The sequence below is a fragment of the Streptomyces griseoaurantiacus genome, assembly GCF_036189845.1.
Classification (GTDB): Bacteria; Actinomycetota; Actinomycetes; order Streptomycetales; family Streptomycetaceae; genus Streptomyces; species Streptomyces griseoaurantiacus.
The window spans coordinates 6,160,431-6,181,164 of sequence record NZ_CP108326.1; the positions used below are offsets into that span (position 1 = coordinate 6,160,431).

A 20,734-nucleotide genomic window follows, 5' to 3' on the forward strand; every position below is an offset into this window, starting at 1 on the left:
GTGGGGACGAGGGCGAGCGCCTTCACGGGGCGCCCTCCGCGCCCCGCGCGCCCCCCGCACTTCCCGTGCCCTCGGCGTCCTCGGCACGTGCCGCGTCCTCGGCACCTCCCGTGTCCGGTCCGCCCGTGCGGACGCTCTCGCCGTGCCGCAGCAGATGCACCCTGACGTCCGGCGCGTGCAGCGCCGCCTGACGCACGAACTCCGCGCCCGGCGTGTGGAACTCGTGCGGGCGCACCGCGTCCATGCCGATCGGCCAGTACGTCCCGTAGTGCACCGGCACCGCGCTGCGCGGCTCCAGCCGGGCCAGCGCCTGGGCGGCCCGCCCCGGATCGAGGTGCTCCTCGCCCAGGTGGGGGCCCCAGCCGCCGACCGGCAGCAGCGCCACGTCGACCGGCCCGACCTCCTTCGCCATCGACTCGAACAGCCCGGTGTCCCCGGCGAAGTACGTCCGGGAGGCACCCTCGACGACGAAGCCGAGCGCGGGGGAGCGGCGCGGCCCGAAGGGCAGCCGGCGCCCGTCGTGCCGGGCCGGCACCGTCCGCACCCGCACCTCGCCCACCCGGGTCTCGTCACCGGGGGCGACCTCGGTGAGCCGCAGATGCCTGAGCCGGCGCAGACCGGGCACCTGACGTGGGGCGCCGCGCGGCACGAGCACCCGGGTACCGGGCGCGAGCCGCGCCAGGGAGGGGACGTGCAGATGATCCGCGTGCAGGTGGGAGACGAGGACCAGGTCCGCCAGGGCGGCGTCCGGCGGGGGCGGTGCGCCCCGGCGGCGGCGCAGATGCGCGAGCCGGCGGGCGAAGAGGGGGTCGGTCAGCACGCGCGTGCCGGAGTCCTCGACCGTACAGGTGGCATGACCCCACCAGGTGATCTCCACCGGCACTCCCTTTGCTCCCCTCGTGCGACTCCCCCCGAGCCTACGCGCAGCGGTAGGGTCGGCGGCGAAACCCTGAGGTGAGGGGGGACACCATGGGAGACCCGCGTACCGCCCCGGACTTGCCGCGCCCCGGCTCCCCGGTTCGCCGCGCGAGGGGGGCGGAGGCCACGCCCCTGAGAGTCGCGGCGATCGCCAGCCTGACCCCGCTGGAGGAGCTGGACGCCGACCCCTTCCTCGTCGACTCCCGCAGCCAGCACGCGATGTGCGCGCGCTGGGCGGCGGAACGGGGCTATGTGATCACCCGGGAGCTCCTCGTCCGGGGCCTGCGCCCGGACCACGGGGCGCTCTGGTCGGACGTCGAGGCGGGCCAGGTCGACCTGTTCGTCGCGCCGAGCCGGCGGGTGCTGGAGCGGGCGCTGGCCTCGGTGGAGGAGTTCGCGGCCGAGTGCGCGCGCCGGGGGGTGCGCATGGAGACCGTCGGCCGGGCCGAGCCCGCCTACGACGCGGACGCGAAGGCCCGCGTCCACCGACGCCTCTCGATGCCGACGGCGGGCTACGACGGCCGCTGACGGGGCCGCCCGCGCACCCGCCCGCCCGCACCCGGGGCAGGGGCGGCGGGGGCCGGCACCGCGCCTGTGGCACGCTGATGCGAAGGCGCGGGCGACCCGCGGCCGGAGAGCGAGGTAGCGGAACGGTGCGGCGCGAACACTGGCGGAGCCTGTTCCGCGGCGCCCTGCGGAGCATCACCGTATGGGCCGTCTCCACCCTCACGATGCTTCTCCTCGCCGGAATCCTGCCCGACTTCAAGCTCCAGTCGGACACCGGGGACAGCGCCACCCGCATCGCCGTCACCGCCGCCGCCGGAGCCGGCGTCTTCGGCCTGCTCTCCGCCCTGGTCTGGCCGCTCCTGGTCCGGCTCCTCCTCCTCGTCCCCGCCCTCGTCCTCGGCCTGCTCGTCTTCTTCCTCAACGGCTCCCTCCTCCTCGTCGCCCTCCGGCTGAACCCCTCGGGGCGCGGCGAGGCCGCCCCGGAGACCGCCGTGGTGGTCGCCGCCGTGATGTCCGCCGTCGCCTCGGCGACCGGCGCCGCCCTCGCCGTGCGGGACGACGACGCCTACCGAAGACGCCTGTACCGGCTCGCGGACCGCCGGCGCCGCCGCGCGGCCGCGCGGACCGGGCCGTCCTCCCCGGGCACCGTCTTCCTCCAGCTCGACGGCGTCGGGCACGACGTGCTCACCGACGCCGTGCTCAAGGGCCTGATGCCCACCGTCGCCGGCTGGCTGGGCGTGGGCGCGGGCACGCCGGGCGTCCCCGCCGCACGCCGGGACGGCAGCGAGGACGCCGTCGTCACCCCCGCCACGGTCCCCGGCACCGCGCCCGCCCAGGACGCCGCCGCGAGTGCCCCCACCCACCGGCTGATCCCCTGGCGCACCGACTGGTCCAGCCAGACCGGCGCCAGCCAGCTCGGCATCCTGCACGGCTCCAACCACGACGTCCCCGCCTTCCGCTGGTACGAGAAGGACACCGGCGAGACCGTCGTCGCCAACCGGCCCACCAGCGCCGCCGATCTCCAGCGCCGGGCCGAGGAACGGGCCGGGCACGCCGGCCTGCTGGCCGTCGACGGCGCCAGCCGCGGCAACCTCTTCAGCGGCGGCGCCGGCGAGCAGGCCCTGGTGCTGTCCATCGCCATCCGGCGCCGCGGCCGGGCGAACCGCTCCCGCGCGGGCTACTTCGCCTACTTCTCCGACCCCGCCAACGCCGTGCGCACCGCCCTGTCCTTCGTGGCCGAGGTGTGCCGCGAGATCACCGAGTCCACCCGCGCCCGGCTGCGCAAGGAGCGGCCCCGGGTGGGCCGGGGCGGGCTCTACCCCCTCATCCGCGCCTTCGCGACCGTCGTCGAACGGGACGTCGTCGTCGCCGCGGTGATGGGCGACATGCTGGCCGGCCGCACCGCCGTCTACGCCGACCTGGTCGCCTACGACGAGGTCGCCCACCACTCGGGTCCGCACAGCAGGGACGCCGGGAAGGTGCTCGCCCGGCTCGACCGGGCCCTCGCCCTCATCGCGCACGTCGCCGAGCGCGCACCGCGCCCGTACCGCATCGTCGTCCTGTCCGACCACGGCCAGAGCCCCGGCGAGACCTTCCAGACCCGCTACGGCCTCGGCCTCGGCGACCTGGTCCGGGCCGGCTGCGGACTGCCCGTGCCGCGCCGGGCCCAGCGCACCCACAGCGGCGCCGAGGCCCGCGCCGCCGTACGGGCCGCGCTGCGCCGCCCCGTGGAGGAGGACACCGACCGGCCGCGGCACACCGCCTGCGTTCCCGCCCGCCAGGACGGCCGGCCCGCGCCCCGCCCGGCGGGCGAACCCGTGGTGCTCGCCTCCGGCAACCTCGGCCTCGTCTCCTTCCCGGACGTGCCGCACCGGATGAGCAAGGAGGAGATCGACCGGCGCCACCCCGCGCTGCTCTCCACCCTCGCCAACCACCCCGGCATCGGCTTCCTCCTGGTGCGCAGCGAGGAGCACGGCGGGGTGGTGCTCGCCGCGCACGGCGCCGAGGTGCCCGTGGACGAGCTGAGCGAGGCGCACCCCGGCCCGCTCGCCGACTTCGGCCCCGGCGCCGCCGAGGCCGTACGGCGCACGCACTCCTTCCCGCACACGGCCGACATCATGGTCAACTCCTGGTACGACCCGGCCGAGGGCGAGGTGCTCGCCTTCGAGGAGCAGATCGGCTCCCACGGCGGCCTCGGCGGCGCGCAGGGGCGGCCCTTCCTGCTGTCGCCGCTGGAGTTCAGTCCGCCCGTCGCGGAGGGTGCCGAGCTGGTCGGCGCGGAGGAGGTGCACCGGGTGCTCGCCCGCTGGCTGCGCGAGTGCGACGGCCCGCAGATCCCGCTCGGCCCCGGCCGGGGCACCGTCGTCCCCCGGCCCGCCGGGCGGGACCGCGCGGCCACCGGCGACGACGCCGACGAGCGGGCGGCCTGAACGAGCGGGTGCGTCGCACGGGAATGTGATCGGATGGGGCCGGTACCCGTGCAGGGAACCAGCTGAACCACCTCGTTCACCCGGTCCGCACCGGACCGCACCGTCTCGAAAGAAGGACGCACAGTGGCAACCACGCGCACCGCGCACACCGCCTGGGAAGGCAACCTGCTCGAGGGCAAGGGTGTCGTCACCTTCGACTCCTCCGGCATCGGCGAGCAGCCGGTGACGTGGGCCTCGCGCGCCGAGCAGGCCAACGGAAAGACCAGCCCGGAGGAGCTCATCGCCGCCGCGCACTCGAGCTGCTTCTCCATGGCGCTCTCGCACGCCCTGGCCGGCGCCGGCACCCCGCCCACCAGGATCGAGACGAAGGCCGACGTCACCTTCCAGCCGGGCACGGGCATCACCGGCATCCACCTGAGCGTCGAGGGCACCGTCCCGGGCCTGGACGCCGACGGGTTCGCCGCCGCCGCCGAGGACGCCAAGAAGAACTGCCCGGTCAGCCAGGCGCTCGCCGGCACCGAGATCACCCTCTCGGCGAAGCTCGCCTGACGGTTCGCCGACACCATCGAAGCCGCGTTCCCGCACCCGGGGGCGCGGCTTCCGCCGTCCGCGGGGTACCCGGCCGCCGGGCGTCCGGGGGGCGGGAAGGGGCCGAAAGATGGGTTGACAATGACCCGCTCAAGTTTTGTGCTGGTAGGTAGGGCACGCAGGAGGGGCGCGGGGACGGAAACCGGTCGGAAGGGGTACGGCGATGACGCGTGCGGTCGGGATCGATCTCGGAACGACGAACTCGGTGGTGGCGGTACTGGAGGGCGGTGATCCCACGGTCGTCGCCAACGCGGAGGGCGCGCGGACGACCCCCTCGGTCGTCGCCTTCGCGAAGAACGGGGAGGTCCTCGTCGGGGAGGTCGCCAAACGGCAGGCGGTGACGAACGTCGAGCGCACCGCGCGCTCCGTCAAGCGGTACATGGGCGACCCGCACTGGCACTTCCCTGAGCAGGGCTCCGTGGACGGCACCCGCTACCGGGCGCAGGAACTCTCCGCCCGCGTCCTGCAGAAGCTCAAGCGCGACACCGAGTCCTACCTCGGCGAGGACGTCACGGACGCCGTGATCACCGTGCCCGCCTACTTCGACGACACCCAGCGGCAGGCCACCAAGGAGGCCGGGGAGATCGCCGGCCTCACGGTGCTGCGCATCATCAACGAGCCGACGGCGGCCGCGCTCGCGTACGGGCTGGACAAGGAGAACGAGCAGACCGTCCTCGTCTTCGACCTCGGCGGCGGCACCTTCGACGTGTCCCTCCTGGAGATGGGCGACGGCGTCATCGAGGTCAAGGCCACCAACGGCGACACGCACCTGGGCGGCGACGACTGGGACCAGCGGGTCGTGGACCACCTCGTGAAGCGGTTCAAGGCGCACCACGGCGTCGACCTCGGGGCCGACAAGATGGCGGTCCAGCGGCTGCGCGAGGCCGCGGAGAAGGCCAAGATCGAGCTGTCCAGCTCCTCCGAGACGACGATCAACCTTCCCTACCTCACCGCCTCGTCCGCCGGCCCGCTGCACCTGGAGGAGACGCTCACCCGCGCCCAGTTCCAGGACCTCACCGCGGACCTGCTGGAACGCTGCAAGGGTCCCTTCCACCAGGCCGTCAAGGACGCCGGGGTGAAGCTCTCCGCCATCGACCACGTCATCCTCGTCGGCGGCTCCACGCGGATGCCCGCCGTCACCGAACTGGTCAGGGAACTCACCGGCAAGGACCCGCACAAGGGCGTCAACCCCGACGAGGTCGTCGCCGTCGGCGCGGCACTCCAGGCGGGCGTCCTGCGCGGCGACGTCAAGGACGTCCTCCTCCTCGACGTCACCCCGCTGTCCCTCGGCATCGAGACCAAGGGCGGCATCATGACCAAGCTCATCGAGCGCAACACCACGATCCCCACCCGGCGTTCGGAGATCTTCACCACCGCCGCGGACAACCAGCCCTCCGTGGGCATCCAGGTCTACCAGGGCGAACGCGAGATCGCCGCCTACAACAAGAAGCTCGGCGTCTTCGACCTCACCGGCCTGCCGCCCTCCCCGCGCGGCGTCCCGCAGATCGAGGTGGCCTTCGACATCGACGCCAACGGGATCATGCACGTCTCGGCGAAGGACCTCGCGACCGGGCGCGAGCAGAAGATGACCGTCACCGGCGGCTCGGCCCTCCCCAAGGAGGACATCGACCGCATGATGCGCGACGCGGAGAGCTACGCGGAGGAGGACCGCGAGCGGCGCGAGGCGGTCGAGACGCGCAACCAGGCGGAGCAACTCGTCTACCGGACGGAGAAGTTCGTCGGGGAGAACGAGGACCGCGTACCGGCGGACGTCAAGGCGGACGTGGAGTCGGCGGTGACGGACCTGAAGGCCCTGCTGAACGGCGAGCCCGACACGGCCGCCCTCCGGGCGGGGGTGGAGCGACTCGCGACGGTGAGCCAGCGGGTGGGACAGGCGATGTACCAGGAGAGCGGGGCGGCGACCGCCTCCGGACCCGAAGCCGGTCCCGGTGCCGAACCGTCGGAAGGCGCCGAGGGCGTCGTGGACGCGGAGATCGTGGACGAGGACGGCGGGGACGGCGAGGACGGCGAGGGCGAGGCGCGAAAGGGAGGCGGCAAGGGCGCGGCGTGACCGGGGTGCCCCCCCGGTCACCGAACCCCGGCGCCTCGTCAACTCCCGGGCCGGGCCGTCCCGTCCGGCCGCCGGAACGCCAGCAGAGTGAAACGCGGGTCGGGACGCGGCCGGTCCTGGTCGGGCAGCGCGGCCAGCCGCGTCGCGAACGACTCGGTCGCCGCGTCCCCCGGCGGCAGTGTCATGAACCACCCCCGGCGCAGGTCCGCGAGCGTCCGCCGCGGACTGCGCCCCTGCCCGTGTCCCCGGAAGCCGCCCCGTCCGGCCGGTACGAGTCCCGCCTCCCTCGCGCACGCCGTGACGGTGTCCGCGGCGTCCCGCGCCTCGCTCGGCGGCCGGGAGGCCAGTACCGCGTCGATGTCGCTGCCCACGTTGTGCGCGGCGCCCTTGTCGGCCGTGGTCACCCACACCCCGCCCGGCGCCAGCACCCGCGCGCACTCGGCGACCAGGACCCGTACGTCCTCCGCGCTCGGGGCGAGGTGCAGCAGCCACACCGTGGCGACCGCGTCGAAGCGGCCGTCGGGGAAGGGCAGCCGCCGGCTGTCGGCGCGCACCACGGCCCCGGGCAGCCGCGCGGCCGCCCGCCGGGCCATCGCGGGGGAGAGGTCGGAGCCCACGACCCGCAGGCCGGGCCGGGCCTCGGCGAGCCTGCGGGTGACGATGCCCGTGCCGCACGCCGCGTCGAGCAGCGTGCGCGCCCCGTCCGGCACCAGCGCGAGGACGCCCTCGGCCGCGGCCGCCGCCCGGGGTTCACCGCCGCGCAGCTCGTCGTAGCGCTCGGCCTCCTGGTCGTAGTCGAGCACGCCCGCCCTCTCTGTCCGTGTGCCCCTCCGGCTCAGCGGGCGCCGTGCACGGGGGCGAGGTCCTCCACCCGGCGGGCGAGGCCGAAGTCCAGCGCGGTGACGGCGCCGCCGGCGCTGTGCGTGTGCACCGCCAGCGCGACCGTGTCGTATCCGAGGGTGAGGTCGGAGTGGTGGTTCAGCTCCTCCTGGACCTGGGCGATGTGCACGACCATCGCGGTGGCCGCGAAGTGGGAGCCGAGGCGGTAGACGCGGGTGAGCCGGCCCTCCGTCAGCGACCAGCCGGGCAGGTCGGCCAACCGGTTGTCGATCTCCGTCCGGGACAGCGGTTCGACGGCCATGACCTCGCTCCTCACCCGAAGACCCCGGCGCGGGCCCGCCCTTGACAACGGCCGGGCACCTCGGGGGACTGGCATTCCGATCGGATGACATGATCTCATGCGTGCAGCGGTGGAGGCTTGTTTCCGGGAACGCCACACCGCGCGCACACTTCGGCACGTGGGGAGGCGTGGCGTGAGCGAACGGCGGGCCGCGCCCACCGTGGGCCAGGTCGTGCTCGGCCGACGGCTGCAGGAGCTGCGCGAGGCGGCGGGGCTGCGCCGGGAGGAGGCCGCACAGGTACTGCGGGTCGCCCCGGCCACCGTGCGGCGCATGGAGATGGCCGAGGTGACGCTCAAGATCCCGTACGTCCAGGTGCTGCTCACCACGTACGGCGTCCCCGAGCCCGAGGTCGCCGCCTTCGTCGCCCTGGTCGAGGACGCCAACGAGCCCGGCTGGTGGCAGCGGTACCACGACGTGCTGCCCGACTGGTTCAGCATGCACGTCAGCCTGGAGGGCGCGGCGCGCGTGATCCGCTCCTACGAGCCGCACTTCGCGCCCGGGCTGCTGCAGACGGAGGACTACGCGCGGGCCGTGATGGAGGCCGGCACGATCGGCCAGACGAGCCCTCAGGACGTGGAACGGCACGTGGCGCTGCGGATGCACCGGCAGAAGCTGCTCGACCGCACGGACGCGCCCCACCTGTGGGTCATCATGGACGAAACGGCACTGCTGCGGCCGGTCGGCATGCGCCCCGAGGTGATGCGGGACCAGGTGGACCGGCTCCTCGAGGCGTCCGAGGACGACGGGATCACGCTCCAGGTCGCGGAGTTCGCCGCCGGTCCGCACCCGGGCACGTACACGTCCTTCACCCTGTTCCGCTTCGCCCAGCCGGAACTGCCGGACATGGTCTACAGCGAGTACCTCACGGGTGCGCTCTACCTGGACAACCGCCTGGAGGTCGCCACCCACCTGGAGGTCCTGGACCACATGTCCGCCCAGGCCGCCTCGGCCGCCCGCACACGGGACGTGCTCAAGGCGCACCGCGAGCGGTACTGATCCGGCGTCCCCCGCCCCGGCCGACAGGCCTCAGGGGCCCGTACCCACGTAAGAGTGATCTGGGTCTCACCCTGCAACCAATCGAGCGTTACACGAGTCACCCACGTGCACCACAATTTCTCCATGGGGGGACCGTGAACCCGCAGCACCCGCACAACCCGCAGGACCCGCGGCAGGGCCAGAGCCCGCAGTACCCGCAGCCGCCGGTCCACCAGCAGAACCCGGGGCAGCCGCCCTACCCGCAGTACCAGCAGCAGCCCGGCTGGGGCACTCCGCCGCCGATGCCGCAGCCGCCCCGCCGGAACACCGGCAGGATCGTCGGATTCTCCTGTCTCGGTGTGCTGGCCCTCTTCGTGGTCCTGGGCATCGTCGTGGCCGCGGTCGGCGGCGGGGACGACGACGGCAAGAAGAGCACCGCCTCCAGCAGCCAGGCCGAGGACGACTCCGCGAAGGACGACACGGCCAGGAGCGACGCCAAGAACGACACGAAGAGCGACGCCGAGGACGACAAGAAGGACGGCGAGGGCGACAAGGCCGACGCGAAGTCGACCGGCAGCCAGGCCGACCGGTTCAAGGCCTGCGTCGCCAAGAAGGGCACCGCCGGCGAGAAGGCCGCCGTCGCGCACGTCACCAAGGTGACCGGCACCGACAAGAGGAACGACATCCTCGACGCGGCCGAGGTCTTCACCGACTTCACCGGCGGCTTCATGAGCGCCGACGCGGGCGACGCCAAGCTGATCACCTCGGCGTTCACGAGCTGCTACGAGTCGGACAACGGGCTCGTGACGGTGTACGGCAGCGACGGCGACATGATCACCAACGGCAACTACTGAGCCGCGTCCGCCGGTACATTCCGCCAGTACACATGGACGGCCGGGCGGCACCGCGTGCGCGGCGGCCGCCCGGCCTGGTGTGGGTCCCGTCCCCAGGCGACGGGACCCGGTACGCGGAGCCTCAGCGGGGGTTCATTCGAGCAGCTCCGCGTACGCGCCCATGGCCAGCGCGATGTCCGCCTGGGCCCAGAACCGGTGGTACGTGAAGACGGGCGCGGCGCCGCCCTTCAGATAACTCTCGATCTTCGACCACGCCGGGTCGTCCTTGTAGAAGGAACGGATCGAGGCGAACGTCGAGGACGAGTCGATCGTGTCGCCGTTCGGCATGGTGCCGGTCCAGCCGCTGGGGACGTACACGCTGTCCTCGAAGCGGTTGTAGTCGGCGCGGGTCTCCGGGACGGCGATGCCGAGGTCGTCCTGGTAGTGGTCCCACATGCCGTCCAGCAGCGCCTTCGCCGTCGACTTCGCCTCCGTGTCGCCGGACTCGGCGGCGTAGTACGTCAGGGTCTTGGCGTACGCGGCGGCCACGCCCACGTCGTCGGTGTAGTCGGCGACGGTGACGTGCAGACCGCTGTTGTCGCCGGGGGCCGAGGCGTTCCAGGTGTCCGGCTTCCCCGACCACTGGAGGGTGGAGGGGACCCGGTAGGTGCCGTCCGGGTTGATCGTGGTCTCGGACAGCGCCCAGTCGACCCACTTGTCCAGGACCGCCTTGGCGTCGGCGTCGCCCGTCTGCTGGTAGTACTCGGCGACGCGTTCCATCGACCACGCCTGGAAGCCGAACCACTGGTTGGACGGCGGGTCGTGGTAGACGGGCGCCTCGTCGTAGTACATGCCGTAGAACGTGGGCGTGCCGCTCGGCGGGGTGGCGTACCTGCCCTGCCAGGAGTTGGTCGCGCCGCCCGCGATCGCGCCCTCGTCGGACTGCAGCCAGCGGTAGAACTCCAGCTGCCGGTCCAGGGAGGTGGCCCAGTCCGCCGAGCCCGTGGCCGACTTGGGCTTCAGGTCGGCGTAGGAGCTGAGCGCGTACGCGGCCAGCGGGTTCTGGTAGCCGCCGTGGACGTGGCTGGAGCCGATGCGCCAGGCCCAGCCGGCGCTGGTGTCGGTGGCGCCGCCCCAGGCGTAGTACCAGGAGAGCAGGTAGTGGGAGGCGTCCTTGCCGGTGCCGGCGGCACAGGAGGAGGGCCCCACACAGTTGCCGATCTTCTTGAAGTACTTGTCGTACATCGCGTAGCGCAGGTAGTCGCCCATCTTCGCGGCCTTGCCGACGGTCGCGGAGACCTCACCGCCCTTGCCCTGCTCCTTGGCCCACACGTCGGCCCAGTACGCGGCCTGCACGGCGCGCGCGTCGGCGTCGGGGGCGTCGGTGTACTTCCACTGCTTGGAGTAGGAGGAGTCGCCGGTGAACAGGTCCAGATAGCCGTTCCTGCCGCCGTACTTGAAGGCGTCGCAGGTCGGCTGCGGGACCGTCTCCCAGACGGATTCCTGCGGGCCGCGCTGGAAGGTGTTGATGTACGAGGGTCCGCTCGTGGTGGGCCCGCCCTCGCACTTCCCGGGCGCGTTGCCGTACCCGTAGACGTTGTCGACGTCCTGGATCCAGTGCATGCCGTAGACGTCGGACGTGCCGTACGCGCTCTTCAGCTCCGCCGCGATCGGGTCACGGCCCACCGAGGCACCGGTGTCGAGCGCGGAGGGGTACTCGTCCGGGGTGTCGTACTCGGGCGCGTAGGTGGCCGGTTTCGAGGCGTCGTAGAAGGAGTTGGTGGGCTGGTCGGCGTGGGTGGGGATCATGTACTTCTCCATGATGTCCCAGGCGCCGTTGAACTTGTCCCAGTCACCGGTGACCTTGCCGTACATCGCCTGCAGCCACAGGAGATAGCTGTACGCCTCCGAGGTGGTCTCGTGCCCGTGGTCGGGCGCCTCGACGATCAGCGTCTCCACCGAGTGGTACGGAACGCCGTCAGGGGAGAAATAGCCGTTGGCCGGATCGGTGATCTTCCCGTAGAGGTCCAGGAAGCGGGCGTCGTACGCCGTCGAGCCCCTCAGCTCCGTGACGGTCACGGTGGCCTTGGCATGGCCGTTCGCGGAGGAGGTGAAGGTGGCGGCGCCGGTGCCGGAGTCGTCGGCGGTGACGGTCACCTTCTGCGCGGTGTCCCAGTTCGACGGGGTGAAGGTCAGTGAGGCGCCGTCCGTGACCGCGAGACCGTCGTTGCCGTCGGTGCGGGCGGTCGTCACGGTGACGTCCGCCGAGGGCTTCGTCGACAGTTTCACCTCGTAGCTGCCGGACGCGCCCTGGCGGACCGCCAGTTGGGCGGGCGAGGCGACGATCGCGGGTCCGGAGGCGACGGTGATGCCCACCGGACTCGACTCGGCCGAGGCGCCCAGGCTGTCGTACGCCTTGGCCACCAGTGAGTGGCCGCCCACGGACAGACCGGTGGCCGAGTAGGTGTACGGGGCGCTGGTGTCGCTGCCCAGCAGCGTGGTGTCGTCGTAGAACTCGACCTTCGCGATCGACGCGTCGTCGGCCGCGGCGGCCGTGGCCGCGAGCGGGACGGCGTCGCCCTGCGAATAGACCGCGCCGGCGCTCGGGCTGGTCAGCACGGCCACCGGCGGCTGGTGCGCGCCGGCGCAGCGGGTGCCGTCGACGGCGAAGTCGGTGGGGGCGGTGTTGGTGCCGCTGTACGTGAACTGCCCGCCCGTGGTGACGGCGGCGCCGACGGCGACCGTGCCGTTGTACGAGGCGTTCCTGACCGTGACCGACCGCCCCGACTGCGACCAGCTTCCGTTCCAGCCGTTGCTGAGCTTCTGGTTGCCGGCGTAGGAGTACGTCAGGGTCCAGCCGTCCAGGGCCTCGGAGCCCCGGTTGGTGAGGGTGAGCTCGGCGGTGAAGCCGGAGCCCCAGTCGTTCGTCGTGTAGTCGACGCTGCACCGGACGGAGGCCGCGTGCGCGGTCGTCGACCCGGTCGACAGCAGGGCGAGGGGAAGTGCGAGGGCCGCCACGGCGGCGGTCCACAGGCGCCGTGCGGCACGGCGTCTGCGTCTGGTCCCGGAGCTGGGTCTGCGCGAGGGTTCCATGGTGCTGGTCCTCCTTGCGGCTCTGGCGAGTGGGGGGAGGAGCGACAAGCTGTGAACCAGTGGGAGCGCTCCCATAGTGGGGAGAGCCACCCTCGCGGTCAAGTCATGTGAACACCCGAAAAGATTTCGACGAGGTTCACCTACGGTGAGGGGCCGGTTTCGGCGGGTTCCCGGCTCGACCCCCTTGGATTCGCCCCCGGTTGGCGCTACCTTCCCCACACCAGTGGGAGCGGTTCCATCAGTCGACGCGTCCGTCACGGACGCGACCGAGCTGCAAGGAGTCGCTCATGCGCCACCCCCCGCGTTCACTAGTTGCAACCGTGGTCCGCGCGGCCGCGCCCCGTGCGCCGGTCCGGCGACGGCCCGACGCACCCTCCGGGCCGGGACGCGAAGCGGCCTCCGTCCGGCCAAGGACACCCGCGCGCACCCCCTCGTGGACCACGTCGTGAACCGGTCCGAGAACCGGGTCCCGCCGCCTGCCGGCCGGGTCCGCCTCTCCCGGGACCGCTCCTTCGGTCCCTCCCCGCTCTCCGGCCGCGACGGCGCACCCCCGTCGTACGGAGCCGGGCCGCGCGGTCACCGCGCGCCCTGAACGGAAGACCCCGCACGGCACCACGCGGGCCGAACCGGGCACCACCCGACAGGAAGAAGGAAACACGCACTCATGAGCCGTACCAGAACAGCGTTGTTCGCCGCCCTGGCACTGATCGCCGGGGGTACGGGCACCGCCCTCATGGCACCCACCGCAGGAGCCGCCACCGCGGCCGTCCCCTGCTCCGTCGACTACCAGATACAGAACGACTGGGGCTCCGGCTTCACCGCCAACGTGACCGTCAAGAACAACGGCGCCGCCAAGACGAGCTGGTCCCTGAAGTGGTCCTACGCCGGCAGCCAGAAGGTCGCCAGCGGCTGGAACGCCAAGTTCAGCCAGAGCGGGAACGCGGTCACCGTCACCAACGAGAGCTACAACGGCTCGCTGGGCACCGGCGCTTCGACCAGCTTCGGCTTCCAGGGCAGCTACAGCGGCTCCAACGCCGTACCGGCCGGCTTCACGCTCGACGGCGTCACCTGCAACGTCGACTCCGGCGGCGGGGACGACGGCGGTGGCGGGGACGACGGCGGCGGCACCACCGACCCGTCCGGCCGCGTGGACAACCCGTACGCCGGCGCCAAGGTGTACGTGAACCCGGAGTGGTCGGCCCTGGCCGCCGCCGAACCGGGCGGCGACCGCGTCTCCGACGAGCCGACGGGCGTCTGGCTGGACCGCATCGCCGCCATCGAGGGCGCGAACGGCGGCATGGGCCTGCGCGACCACCTCGACGCGGCGCTGGAGCAGAAGGGCAGCGGCGAGGAGGTCGTCCAGCTCGTCGTCTACGACCTGCCGGGCCGCGACTGCTCCGCCCTCGCCTCCAACGGCGAACTCGGCCCCGACGACATCGACAAGTACAAGTCCGACTTCATCGACCCGATCGCGGACATCCTGTCCGACTCCAAGTACGCCTCGCTGCGGATCGTCGCCACGATCGAGATCGACTCGCTGCCCAACCTCGTCACCAACACCGGCAGCAAGTCGACCGCCACGCCCGAGTGCGACGAGATGAAGGCCAACGGCAACTACGTGAAGGGCGTCGGCTACGCGCTGGCGCAGCTCGGCGCGATCCCCAACGTCTACAACTACGTGGACGCCGGCCACCACGGCTGGCTCGGCTGGGACGACAACTTCCGCCCCACCGCCGAGCTGTTCAAGACGGCGGCCACCAGTGAGGGCGCCAGCGTCGACGACGTGCACGGCTTCATCACCAACACCGCCAACTACAGCGCCCTGAAGGAGGAGAACTTCACCATCGACGACACCGTCAACGGCACCTCCGTGCGCCAGTCCAAGTGGGTGGACTGGAACCGGTACGTCGACGAGCTGTCGTACGCCCAGGCCTTCCGCGAGGAGGCGGTCTCCGTCGGCTTCAACTCCGACATCGGCATGCTGATCGACACCTCCCGCAACGGCTGGGGCGGTTCCGAGCGGCCCACCGGGCCCGGCGCCAAGACCAGCGTCGACACGTACATCGAGGGCGGACGCATCGACCGCCGCATCCACGTCGGCAACTGGTGCAACCAGTCCGGTGCCGGTCTGGGCGAACGCCCGCAGGCGGCCCCCGAGTCCGGGATCGACGCCTACGTGTGGATGAAGCCCCCGGGCGAGTCCGACGGAGCCAGCGAGGCCATCGACAACGACGAGGGCAAGGGCTTCGACCGGATGTGCGACCCGACGTACACGGGCAACGCGCGCAACGGGAACAACATGTCGGGCGCCCTCGGGGACGCCCCCGTCTCCGGCCACTGGTTCTCCGCCCAGTTCCGCGAGCTGATGGACAACGCTTACCCGCCGCTGTCCTGACCCGCACGGCAACGGCGAACCGCCCGGTCCGCGCATGCGGGCCGGGCGGTTTCGTCCGGAGACGGGGGGCGTCAGTCGTTGACGTCCGCCGGGTTCGAGCCGAGGCGCCGGTCCTCGTCGAGCGCGCTGATGGCGCCCAGGTCCTCCTCGTCGAGCGAGAAGTCGAAGACGTCGAAGTTCTCCTTGATCCGCGAGGGGGTCACGGACTTCGGGATCACGACGTTGCCGAGCTGCAGGTGCCAGCGCAGCACCACCTGGGCCGGCGTCCGGCCGTGCTTGCGGGCGATCGCCACGATCGCCGGCACGTCCAGCAGACCCTTGCCGGAGCCGAGCGGCGACCACGCCTCGGTCGCGATGCCGTGCTCCGCGTGGACCTCGCGTGCCGTCTGCTGCTGGAGCTGCGGGTGCAGCTCGATCTGGTTGACCGCCGGCACGACCGAGGTCGCTTCGAGGAGCGTCGTCAGATGCTCGGGAAGGAAGTTGGAGACGCCGATCGCCTTGGCGCGGCCCTCCTCGTACAGCTTCTCGAAGGCCTTGTAGGTGTCGACGAACGTGCCCCGGTCCGGCATCGGCCAGTGGATCAGGTACAGATCCACGTACTCCAGGCCGAGCTTCTTCAGCGAGGTGTCGAAGGCACGCAGGGTGCTGTCGTGGCCCTGGTCGGCGTTCCAGAGCTTGGTGGTGACGAAGAGCTCCTCACGGGGGAGCCCGGAGGAGGCGATCGCCCTGCCGGTGCCCTCCTCGTTGCCGTAGATCGCCGCGGTGTCGATGCTGCGGTAGCCCGCCTCCAGGGCGGTGCTCACGGCACGCTCCGCCTCGTCGTCCGCCACCTGCCAGACGCCGAAGCCGAGCTGGGGCATCTCGACGCCGTTGTTGAGGATGATCGGGGGGACCTTGCTGCTCACGAGCTCTCGAATCCTTAGGTCGTCGGTGGGTGCGTCGGGCCGTTCGTCTGTTCATCACACCCGTAGGTGCTCCTGCCCGGACTCGGGCCCGATTACCCCATCGTCAACGATCACGCTGCGTGTTGCATTCCGGGTGGTCTGTTCCCCGTCGGGTACCGCCCGCCCTCGTCGGGTACGGCGTGCCGAAAGATCGCCTCACGCCCGGTAGAGCGCCTCGACCTCGGCCTCGTAGGCGTTCTCGATCGCCCTGCGCTTCAGTTTCAGCGAGGGGGTGAGCAGCCCGTGCTCCTCGGTGAACTGGTGCGCCAGGATACGGAACGTACGGATCTGCTCGGCCCGGGACACCTGCGTGTTCGCGGCGACGACCGCCCGCCGCACCTCCGTCTCCAGGTCCGGGTCGCGTACCAGCCGGGCCGGGTCGAGCCGCGGCTTGCCGCGCATCTGCAGCCAGTGCTCCACCGCCTCCTGCTCCAAGGTGACCAGCGCCGCCACGTACGGCCGGTCGTTGCCGACGACGAGGCACTGCGCCACCAGCGGATGGTCCCGCACCCGCTCCTCCAGCGGTCCCGGCGAGACGCTCTTGCCGCCCGAGGTGACCAGGATCTCCTTCTTGCGCCCGGTGATGGTGAGGTAGCCGTCCTCGTCGAGCGTGCCCAGGTCGCCGGTGGCGAGCCAGCCCTCGTGCAGCGCCTCGTCGGTGGCCTTCTCGTTGTTGAGGTACCCCTGGAAGACGTTGTCGCCGCGCAGCCAGACCTCGCCGTCCTCCGCGATGTGCACCGACATGCCCGGGATCGCCTGGCCGACCGTGCCGTACCGGGTGCGCTCGGGGGGGTTGGCGGTCGCGGCCGCCGTGGACTCCGTGAGCCCGTAGCCCTCGTAGACCTGCACGCCGGCGCCCGCGAAGAACAGCCCGAGCCGACGGTCCATCGCCGAACCGCCGGACATCGCGTGCCGCACCCTGCCGCCCATCGCGGCCCGGATCTTCGCGTAGACGAGCTTGTCGAAGAACTGGTGCTGCATCCGCAGCCCCGCCGTCGGCCCCGGTCCGATCCCCCAGGCCTTTGCCTCCACGGCGTCCGCGTACTTGACCGCCACCTCGACGGCCTTCTCGAACGGTCCCGCCCTGCCCTCCTTCTCGGCCTTGCGGCGGGCGGCGTTGAAGACCTTCTCGAAGATGTACGGCACCGCGAGGAAGAAGGTCGGCCGGAACGCGGCCAGGTCGGGCAGCAGCGCGGACGCGCTGAGCTGCGGCTGATGGCCGAATCTCACCTTTCCCCGGATCGCCGCGACCTCCACCATCCGTCCGAAGACGTGCGCCAGCGGCAGGAACAGCAGGGTGGACGCCTCGTCGCCGCGGCGGGAGTGGAACACCGGCTCCCAGCGCCGGATCACCGTGTCCGTCTCGAACATCAGGTTGCCGTGGGTGAGCACACAGCCCTTGGGGCGGCCGGTGGTGCCGGAGGTGTAGATGATCGTCGCCACCGTGTCGGGGGTGACCGCCTGCCGGTGCCGGTGCACCGCGGTGTCGTCGAGGTGCGCGCCCGCGTCGTACAGCTCCTGCACCGCGCCCGCGTCGAGCTGCCACAGCCGGCGCAGATGGGGGAGGCGGTCGATGACCGTGGCGATGGTCATCGCGTGGTCCTCGTGCTCCACCATCGCGGCGCTGACCTGCGCGTCGTGCAGCATCCAGCAGACCTGCTCGGCGGAGGAGGTCGGATAGACCGGGACGACCTCGGCGCCGATGGACCACAGCGCGAAGTCGAACAGGGTCCACTCGTAGCGGGTGGGACACATGATCGCGACCCGGTCGCCGAAGTGGACACCCTGGGCGAGGAGGCCCTTGGCGAGGGCGAGCACCTCGTCGCGGAACTCGGCGGCGGTGACGTCGCGCCACCGTCCGTCGGGGCCCTTGCGGCCCAGGGCGATGCGCGAGGGGTCCTCCTGGGCATGCTCGAAGACGACGTCGGCCAGTCCGCCCGCCGGCGGTGGCGACGTCTCCAGCGGAGGGTTGGTGAACTCGTGCAAACCCCGCTCCTCGTGCGTTCCCGGACAGTGCGTTCCCGGACAGGGCGTGAAAGCTACCCCACGGCGCGACGGGGCGGGAGGGGGGTGAAAAGCGAGCGTTGTTCACGGAACGCACTGGTCAACGGAAGAAAATGCGCCCACATGGGTCGGGGCGGGACAGAAAGCTGACCTCCGGGTAAGTTCCGGCCGCGCAATCTCCACGGAATCTGCCCGGGGCGGGCACCGGGCGACACGGGTTACTGATGGGTAGCGGCGGCGTTCCGGGCACCGCGGAGGGCCGGGTGGAACGGCCCGTTCCGGTGGTGGTCCGGAGAACCGGCGAGGGCTGCCGGGCGCGGTGCGGGCGGGCTTGCGCGGGCTGGGCGAAGGGGGCGGTGCGGGCGGGCTTGCGTGGGGCCGGGGAGACGGCGCGGTGTGGGCGGGCCGGGCAGAGGCGGCGGCGAGCGGGCGGGCGTAGGCGGTCCGGCAGGGTGACGGCGCGGTGAAGGGCCGGGCCGGTGATGTCCTCCGTGCACCACCGACCCGGTCGGCGGCACAGCCGCCACCTAGTTCAGCGCCCCGCGCGCCGCATCCGTCACTGCCCCGGCCGGCGCAGCCGCGCACCGCCCGCCAGCAGCGCCGAGGCCAGCGCCTCCGCGGCGGGCCGGGCCGACCCCGGCCGCTGAGCGTGCACCAGGACGAACTCGACCTCGCCGAGCGGGGGCAGCCCCGCCCGCTCCGGGATCCGCACCAGTCCCGGCGGCACCAGCCCCCGCGAGTGCGCCATCACCCCGAGACCCGCCCGCGCCGCCGCCACCAGCCCGTTGAGACTCCCGCTCGTGCAGGTGATCCGCCAGGACCGCCCGGCACGCTCCAACGCCCGCAGGGCCAGCTCCCGGGTGATGCCCGGCGGCGGGTACACGATCAGCGGCACCGGTCGTGCCGGGTCCAGCCGCAGCCGTTCCGCGCCGATCCACACCAGCTCGTCGTGGCGGAGGAGCTGCCCGCGCGGGTCCCCCTCGCGCCGCTTGGCGAGCACGAGGTCGAGCTGCCCGGCCGCGAGCCGTTCGTGCAGCGTGCCCGACAGCTCCACCGTCAGTTCCAGATCGACCTCGGGGTTCTCGTGCCGGAAGCCCTCCAGGATCTCCGGCAGACGGGTCAGGACGAAGTCCTCCGAGGCCCCGAAGCGCAGTCGCCCCCGTGGCCGCGCGCCGCCGAAGTGGGCCGCCGCCTGCTCGTGCACCTCCAGGATCCGGCGGGCGAAGCCGAGCATCGCCTCACCGTCCTCCGTCAGCTCCACGGAGTGGGTGTCGCGGGTGAAAAGCGCCCGGCCCGTCGCCTCCTCAAGCCGGCGCACGTGCTGGCTGACCGTCGACTGCCGCAGCCCGAGCCGCCCGGCGGCCCGCGTGAAGCTCAGCGTCTGCGCCACCGCGAGGAAGGTGCGCAGCTGGGAGGGCTCGTACACGGCGACCAGCCTAGGCGGTACCGGCGGGGGAGGCCCGTCCCCCGTCTCCTCGGGGAGACGGGGGGACGGGTCCTCCCTCACTCGCCGGCCACCCCTCCTCCTTTGCCCCGGCCGAAGAACTTCCCGGCGATCCGTCCGGCCGTCCGGGAGGGGAGGAGACGGGAGAAGACGAAGGCCTGCGCGGCGAACGTGCGGCCGTCGACGACGGCGGGTGCGCGGCCGCGCAGGGCGGCCATGACGGTGTCCGCGGTCTGTTCGGGCTGCCGCTTCCCCGGAACGGTCCGGCGGTTCATGGGCGTCTCGACCGCGCCGGGACTGACCGCCACCACCCGCACCCCCGAGCCCCGGGTCTCCTCCCAGAGCGCCCGGGTGAAGGAGAGCACGAACGCCTTCGAGGCCCCGTAGGCGGCGTTGTGGGGCGCGGGCGCGTAGGCCGCGGTGCTGGCGATGTTGACGATCGCGCCCCGGCCGCGGGCCACCATGTCCGGCAGGAAGTGCGCGGTCAGCTCCGCCACGGCGCCGGCGTTCAGGTCCACCAGGGCGCGCGTCGCCCCCGGATCGGCCCCGGCCACCGGGCCCACCAGCGCCACACCGGCGTTGTTGACCAGCAGGTCGATCTCCACGCCCGTGTCCCGCAGGCGCTTGGCGAGGAGGGTGGGCGCGTCCCGGGCGGACAGGTCCAGCGGCAGGGTCAGTACCTCGGTCCCGTGCTCGTCCCGCAGTCGCCGCGCCGCGCTCTCGAGCCGCGCGGAGTCCCGGCCCACCAGGACCAGGTCCGTGCCCCGCGCGGCCAGCCGCTGTGCGATCGCGGCTCCGATGCCCGAGCCGGCGCCGGTGACCAGTGCCGTTTCGCGGTGGGGGAGGGGACGCCGCTTCTTCGATTCGTCGTTGACCGTCATGGCCGCCACGCTAAAGTTTCACATTGACGTCAAGGTCAAGTGCCGAACGAGGGCGGGACGGGGAGCGATATGCGGATCGGAGAACTGGCCAGGGCCACCGGGGTCAGTACCCGCTCCCTGCGGTACTACGAGGAGCAGGGGCTGCTGCCCTCGGAACGGCTCCCCAACGGCTACCGGGAGTACGGGGAAGAGGCGGTCCGGCAGGTCGCCTTCATCCAGGACCTCTTCAGCGCGGGCCTGTCCTCCGGAGTCGTCCGGGAGATCCTTCCCTGTGCCGGACAGGAGCGGCCCCAGGGGGACTGCGGCGCCCTCCTCGCCCGCGTCCGTCAGGTGCGCGACCAACTGGCGCAGCAGGAGCGGCAACTGGCCGGGCGGCGCGAGATCCTCGAACGCTACCTCTCGGGCGCCGCCGCCCCCACCGGCCTCACGCCCCCCTCGCCCTCGCCGACTCCGTAGAGGCCGTCGCGCCGC

At 72.4% G+C, this 20,734-nt stretch carries 16 protein-coding genes; 8 read left to right on the plus strand and 8 right to left on the minus strand.

Annotated features, from left to right (window positions below; all coding sequences use genetic code 11):
- Positions 1–22 precede the first annotated feature (22 nt).
- Entirely contained in the window at positions 23–883 is an 861-nt protein-coding gene (locus OHB09_RS27270) for an MBL fold metallo-hydrolase (RefSeq protein WP_328918326.1), read from the minus strand.
- A gap of 86 nt (positions 884–969) precedes the next feature.
- Here OHB09_RS27270 and OHB09_RS27275 point away from each other — a divergent pair, with 86 nt between their 5' ends.
- From OHB09_RS27275 to dnaK, 4 genes are all read left to right on the plus strand, one after another.
- The gene (locus tag OHB09_RS27275) at positions 970–1,446 is read left to right on the plus strand and encodes a hypothetical protein (protein WP_234528309.1); all 477 of its coding nucleotides are present in this window, start codon (positions 970–972) and stop codon (positions 1,444–1,446) included.
- A gap of 203 nt (positions 1,447–1,649) precedes the next feature.
- Positions 1,650–3,854 (plus strand): alkaline phosphatase family protein, encoded by a 2,205-nt coding sequence (locus OHB09_RS27280; RefSeq protein ID WP_100086039.1) that lies wholly within the window; start codon positions 1,650–1,652, stop codon positions 3,852–3,854.
- 123 nt (positions 3,855–3,977) lie between these two features.
- Positions 3,978–4,403: an OsmC family protein gene (locus OHB09_RS27285; protein WP_006142921.1), complete on the plus strand. Its 426-nt coding sequence runs from the start codon at positions 3,978–3,980 to the stop codon at positions 4,401–4,403.
- A gap of 202 nt (positions 4,404–4,605) precedes the next feature.
- Entirely contained in the window at positions 4,606–6,513 is a 1,908-nt protein-coding gene (dnaK, locus tag OHB09_RS27290) for a molecular chaperone DnaK (RefSeq protein WP_328922686.1), read from the plus strand.
- Positions 6,514–6,551: 38 nt separating this feature from the next.
- Here the strand turns inward: dnaK and OHB09_RS27295 are convergent, their stop codons facing one another.
- Positions 6,552–7,316: a class I SAM-dependent methyltransferase gene (locus OHB09_RS27295; RefSeq protein WP_328922687.1), complete on the minus strand. Its 765-nt coding sequence runs from the start codon at positions 7,314–7,316 to the stop codon at positions 6,552–6,554.
- Between the two features lie 32 nt (positions 7,317–7,348).
- Positions 7,349–7,654, minus strand: a complete 306-nt coding sequence (locus OHB09_RS27300; RefSeq protein ID WP_006142917.1) for a 4a-hydroxytetrahydrobiopterin dehydratase — start codon at positions 7,652–7,654, stop codon at positions 7,349–7,351.
- Between the two features lie 172 nt (positions 7,655–7,826).
- Here OHB09_RS27300 and OHB09_RS27305 point away from each other — a divergent pair, with 172 nt between their 5' ends.
- Both OHB09_RS27305 and OHB09_RS27310 read left to right on the plus strand, forming a co-directional pair.
- Complete coding sequence (locus OHB09_RS27305) at positions 7,827–8,690, plus strand: helix-turn-helix domain-containing protein (RefSeq protein WP_191851857.1); 864 nt, start codon at positions 7,827–7,829, stop codon at positions 8,688–8,690.
- Between the two features lie 134 nt (positions 8,691–8,824).
- Complete coding sequence (locus OHB09_RS27310) at positions 8,825–9,523, plus strand: hypothetical protein (RefSeq protein ID WP_319116340.1); 699 nt, start codon at positions 8,825–8,827, stop codon at positions 9,521–9,523.
- Between the two features lie 132 nt (positions 9,524–9,655).
- Here the strand turns inward: OHB09_RS27310 and OHB09_RS27315 are convergent, their stop codons facing one another.
- Complete coding sequence (locus OHB09_RS27315) at positions 9,656–12,595, minus strand: glycoside hydrolase family 48 protein (protein WP_328922688.1); 2,940 nt, start codon at positions 12,593–12,595, stop codon at positions 9,656–9,658.
- Positions 12,596–13,259: 664 nt separating this feature from the next.
- Between OHB09_RS27315 and OHB09_RS27320 the strand changes: the two genes are divergently transcribed.
- Positions 13,260–14,990, plus strand: a complete 1,731-nt coding sequence (locus tag OHB09_RS27320) for a glycoside hydrolase family 6 protein (RefSeq protein WP_328728100.1) — start codon at positions 13,260–13,262, stop codon at positions 14,988–14,990.
- A gap of 71 nt (positions 14,991–15,061) precedes the next feature.
- Here the strand turns inward: OHB09_RS27320 and OHB09_RS27325 are convergent, their stop codons facing one another.
- The 4 genes from OHB09_RS27325 to OHB09_RS27340 form a co-directional block, all read right to left on the minus strand.
- Positions 15,062–15,895: an aldo/keto reductase gene (locus OHB09_RS27325; RefSeq protein WP_006142910.1), complete on the minus strand. Its 834-nt coding sequence runs from the start codon at positions 15,893–15,895 to the stop codon at positions 15,062–15,064.
- Positions 15,896–16,090: 195 nt separating this feature from the next.
- On the minus strand, positions 16,091–17,920 hold the full coding sequence (locus OHB09_RS27330; RefSeq protein ID WP_006142909.1) for an AMP-dependent synthetase/ligase: 1,830 nt from the start codon (positions 17,918–17,920) through the stop codon (positions 16,091–16,093).
- Positions 17,921–18,494: 574 nt separating this feature from the next.
- Complete coding sequence (locus OHB09_RS27335) at positions 18,495–19,364, minus strand: LysR substrate-binding domain-containing protein (RefSeq protein WP_328728098.1); 870 nt, start codon at positions 19,362–19,364, stop codon at positions 18,495–18,497.
- Positions 19,365–19,441: 77 nt separating this feature from the next.
- Positions 19,442–20,263: an SDR family NAD(P)-dependent oxidoreductase gene (locus OHB09_RS27340; RefSeq protein WP_328922689.1), complete on the minus strand. Its 822-nt coding sequence runs from the start codon at positions 20,261–20,263 to the stop codon at positions 19,442–19,444.
- 69 nt (positions 20,264–20,332) lie between these two features.
- On the opposite strand from OHB09_RS27340, the gene OHB09_RS27345 reads away from it, so the two are divergent.
- A complete protein-coding gene (locus tag OHB09_RS27345) occupies positions 20,333–20,719 on the plus strand; it encodes a MerR family transcriptional regulator (RefSeq protein WP_328922690.1) in 387 nt (128 codons plus the stop codon).
- The last annotated feature ends 15 nt before the right edge of the window (positions 20,720–20,734 follow it).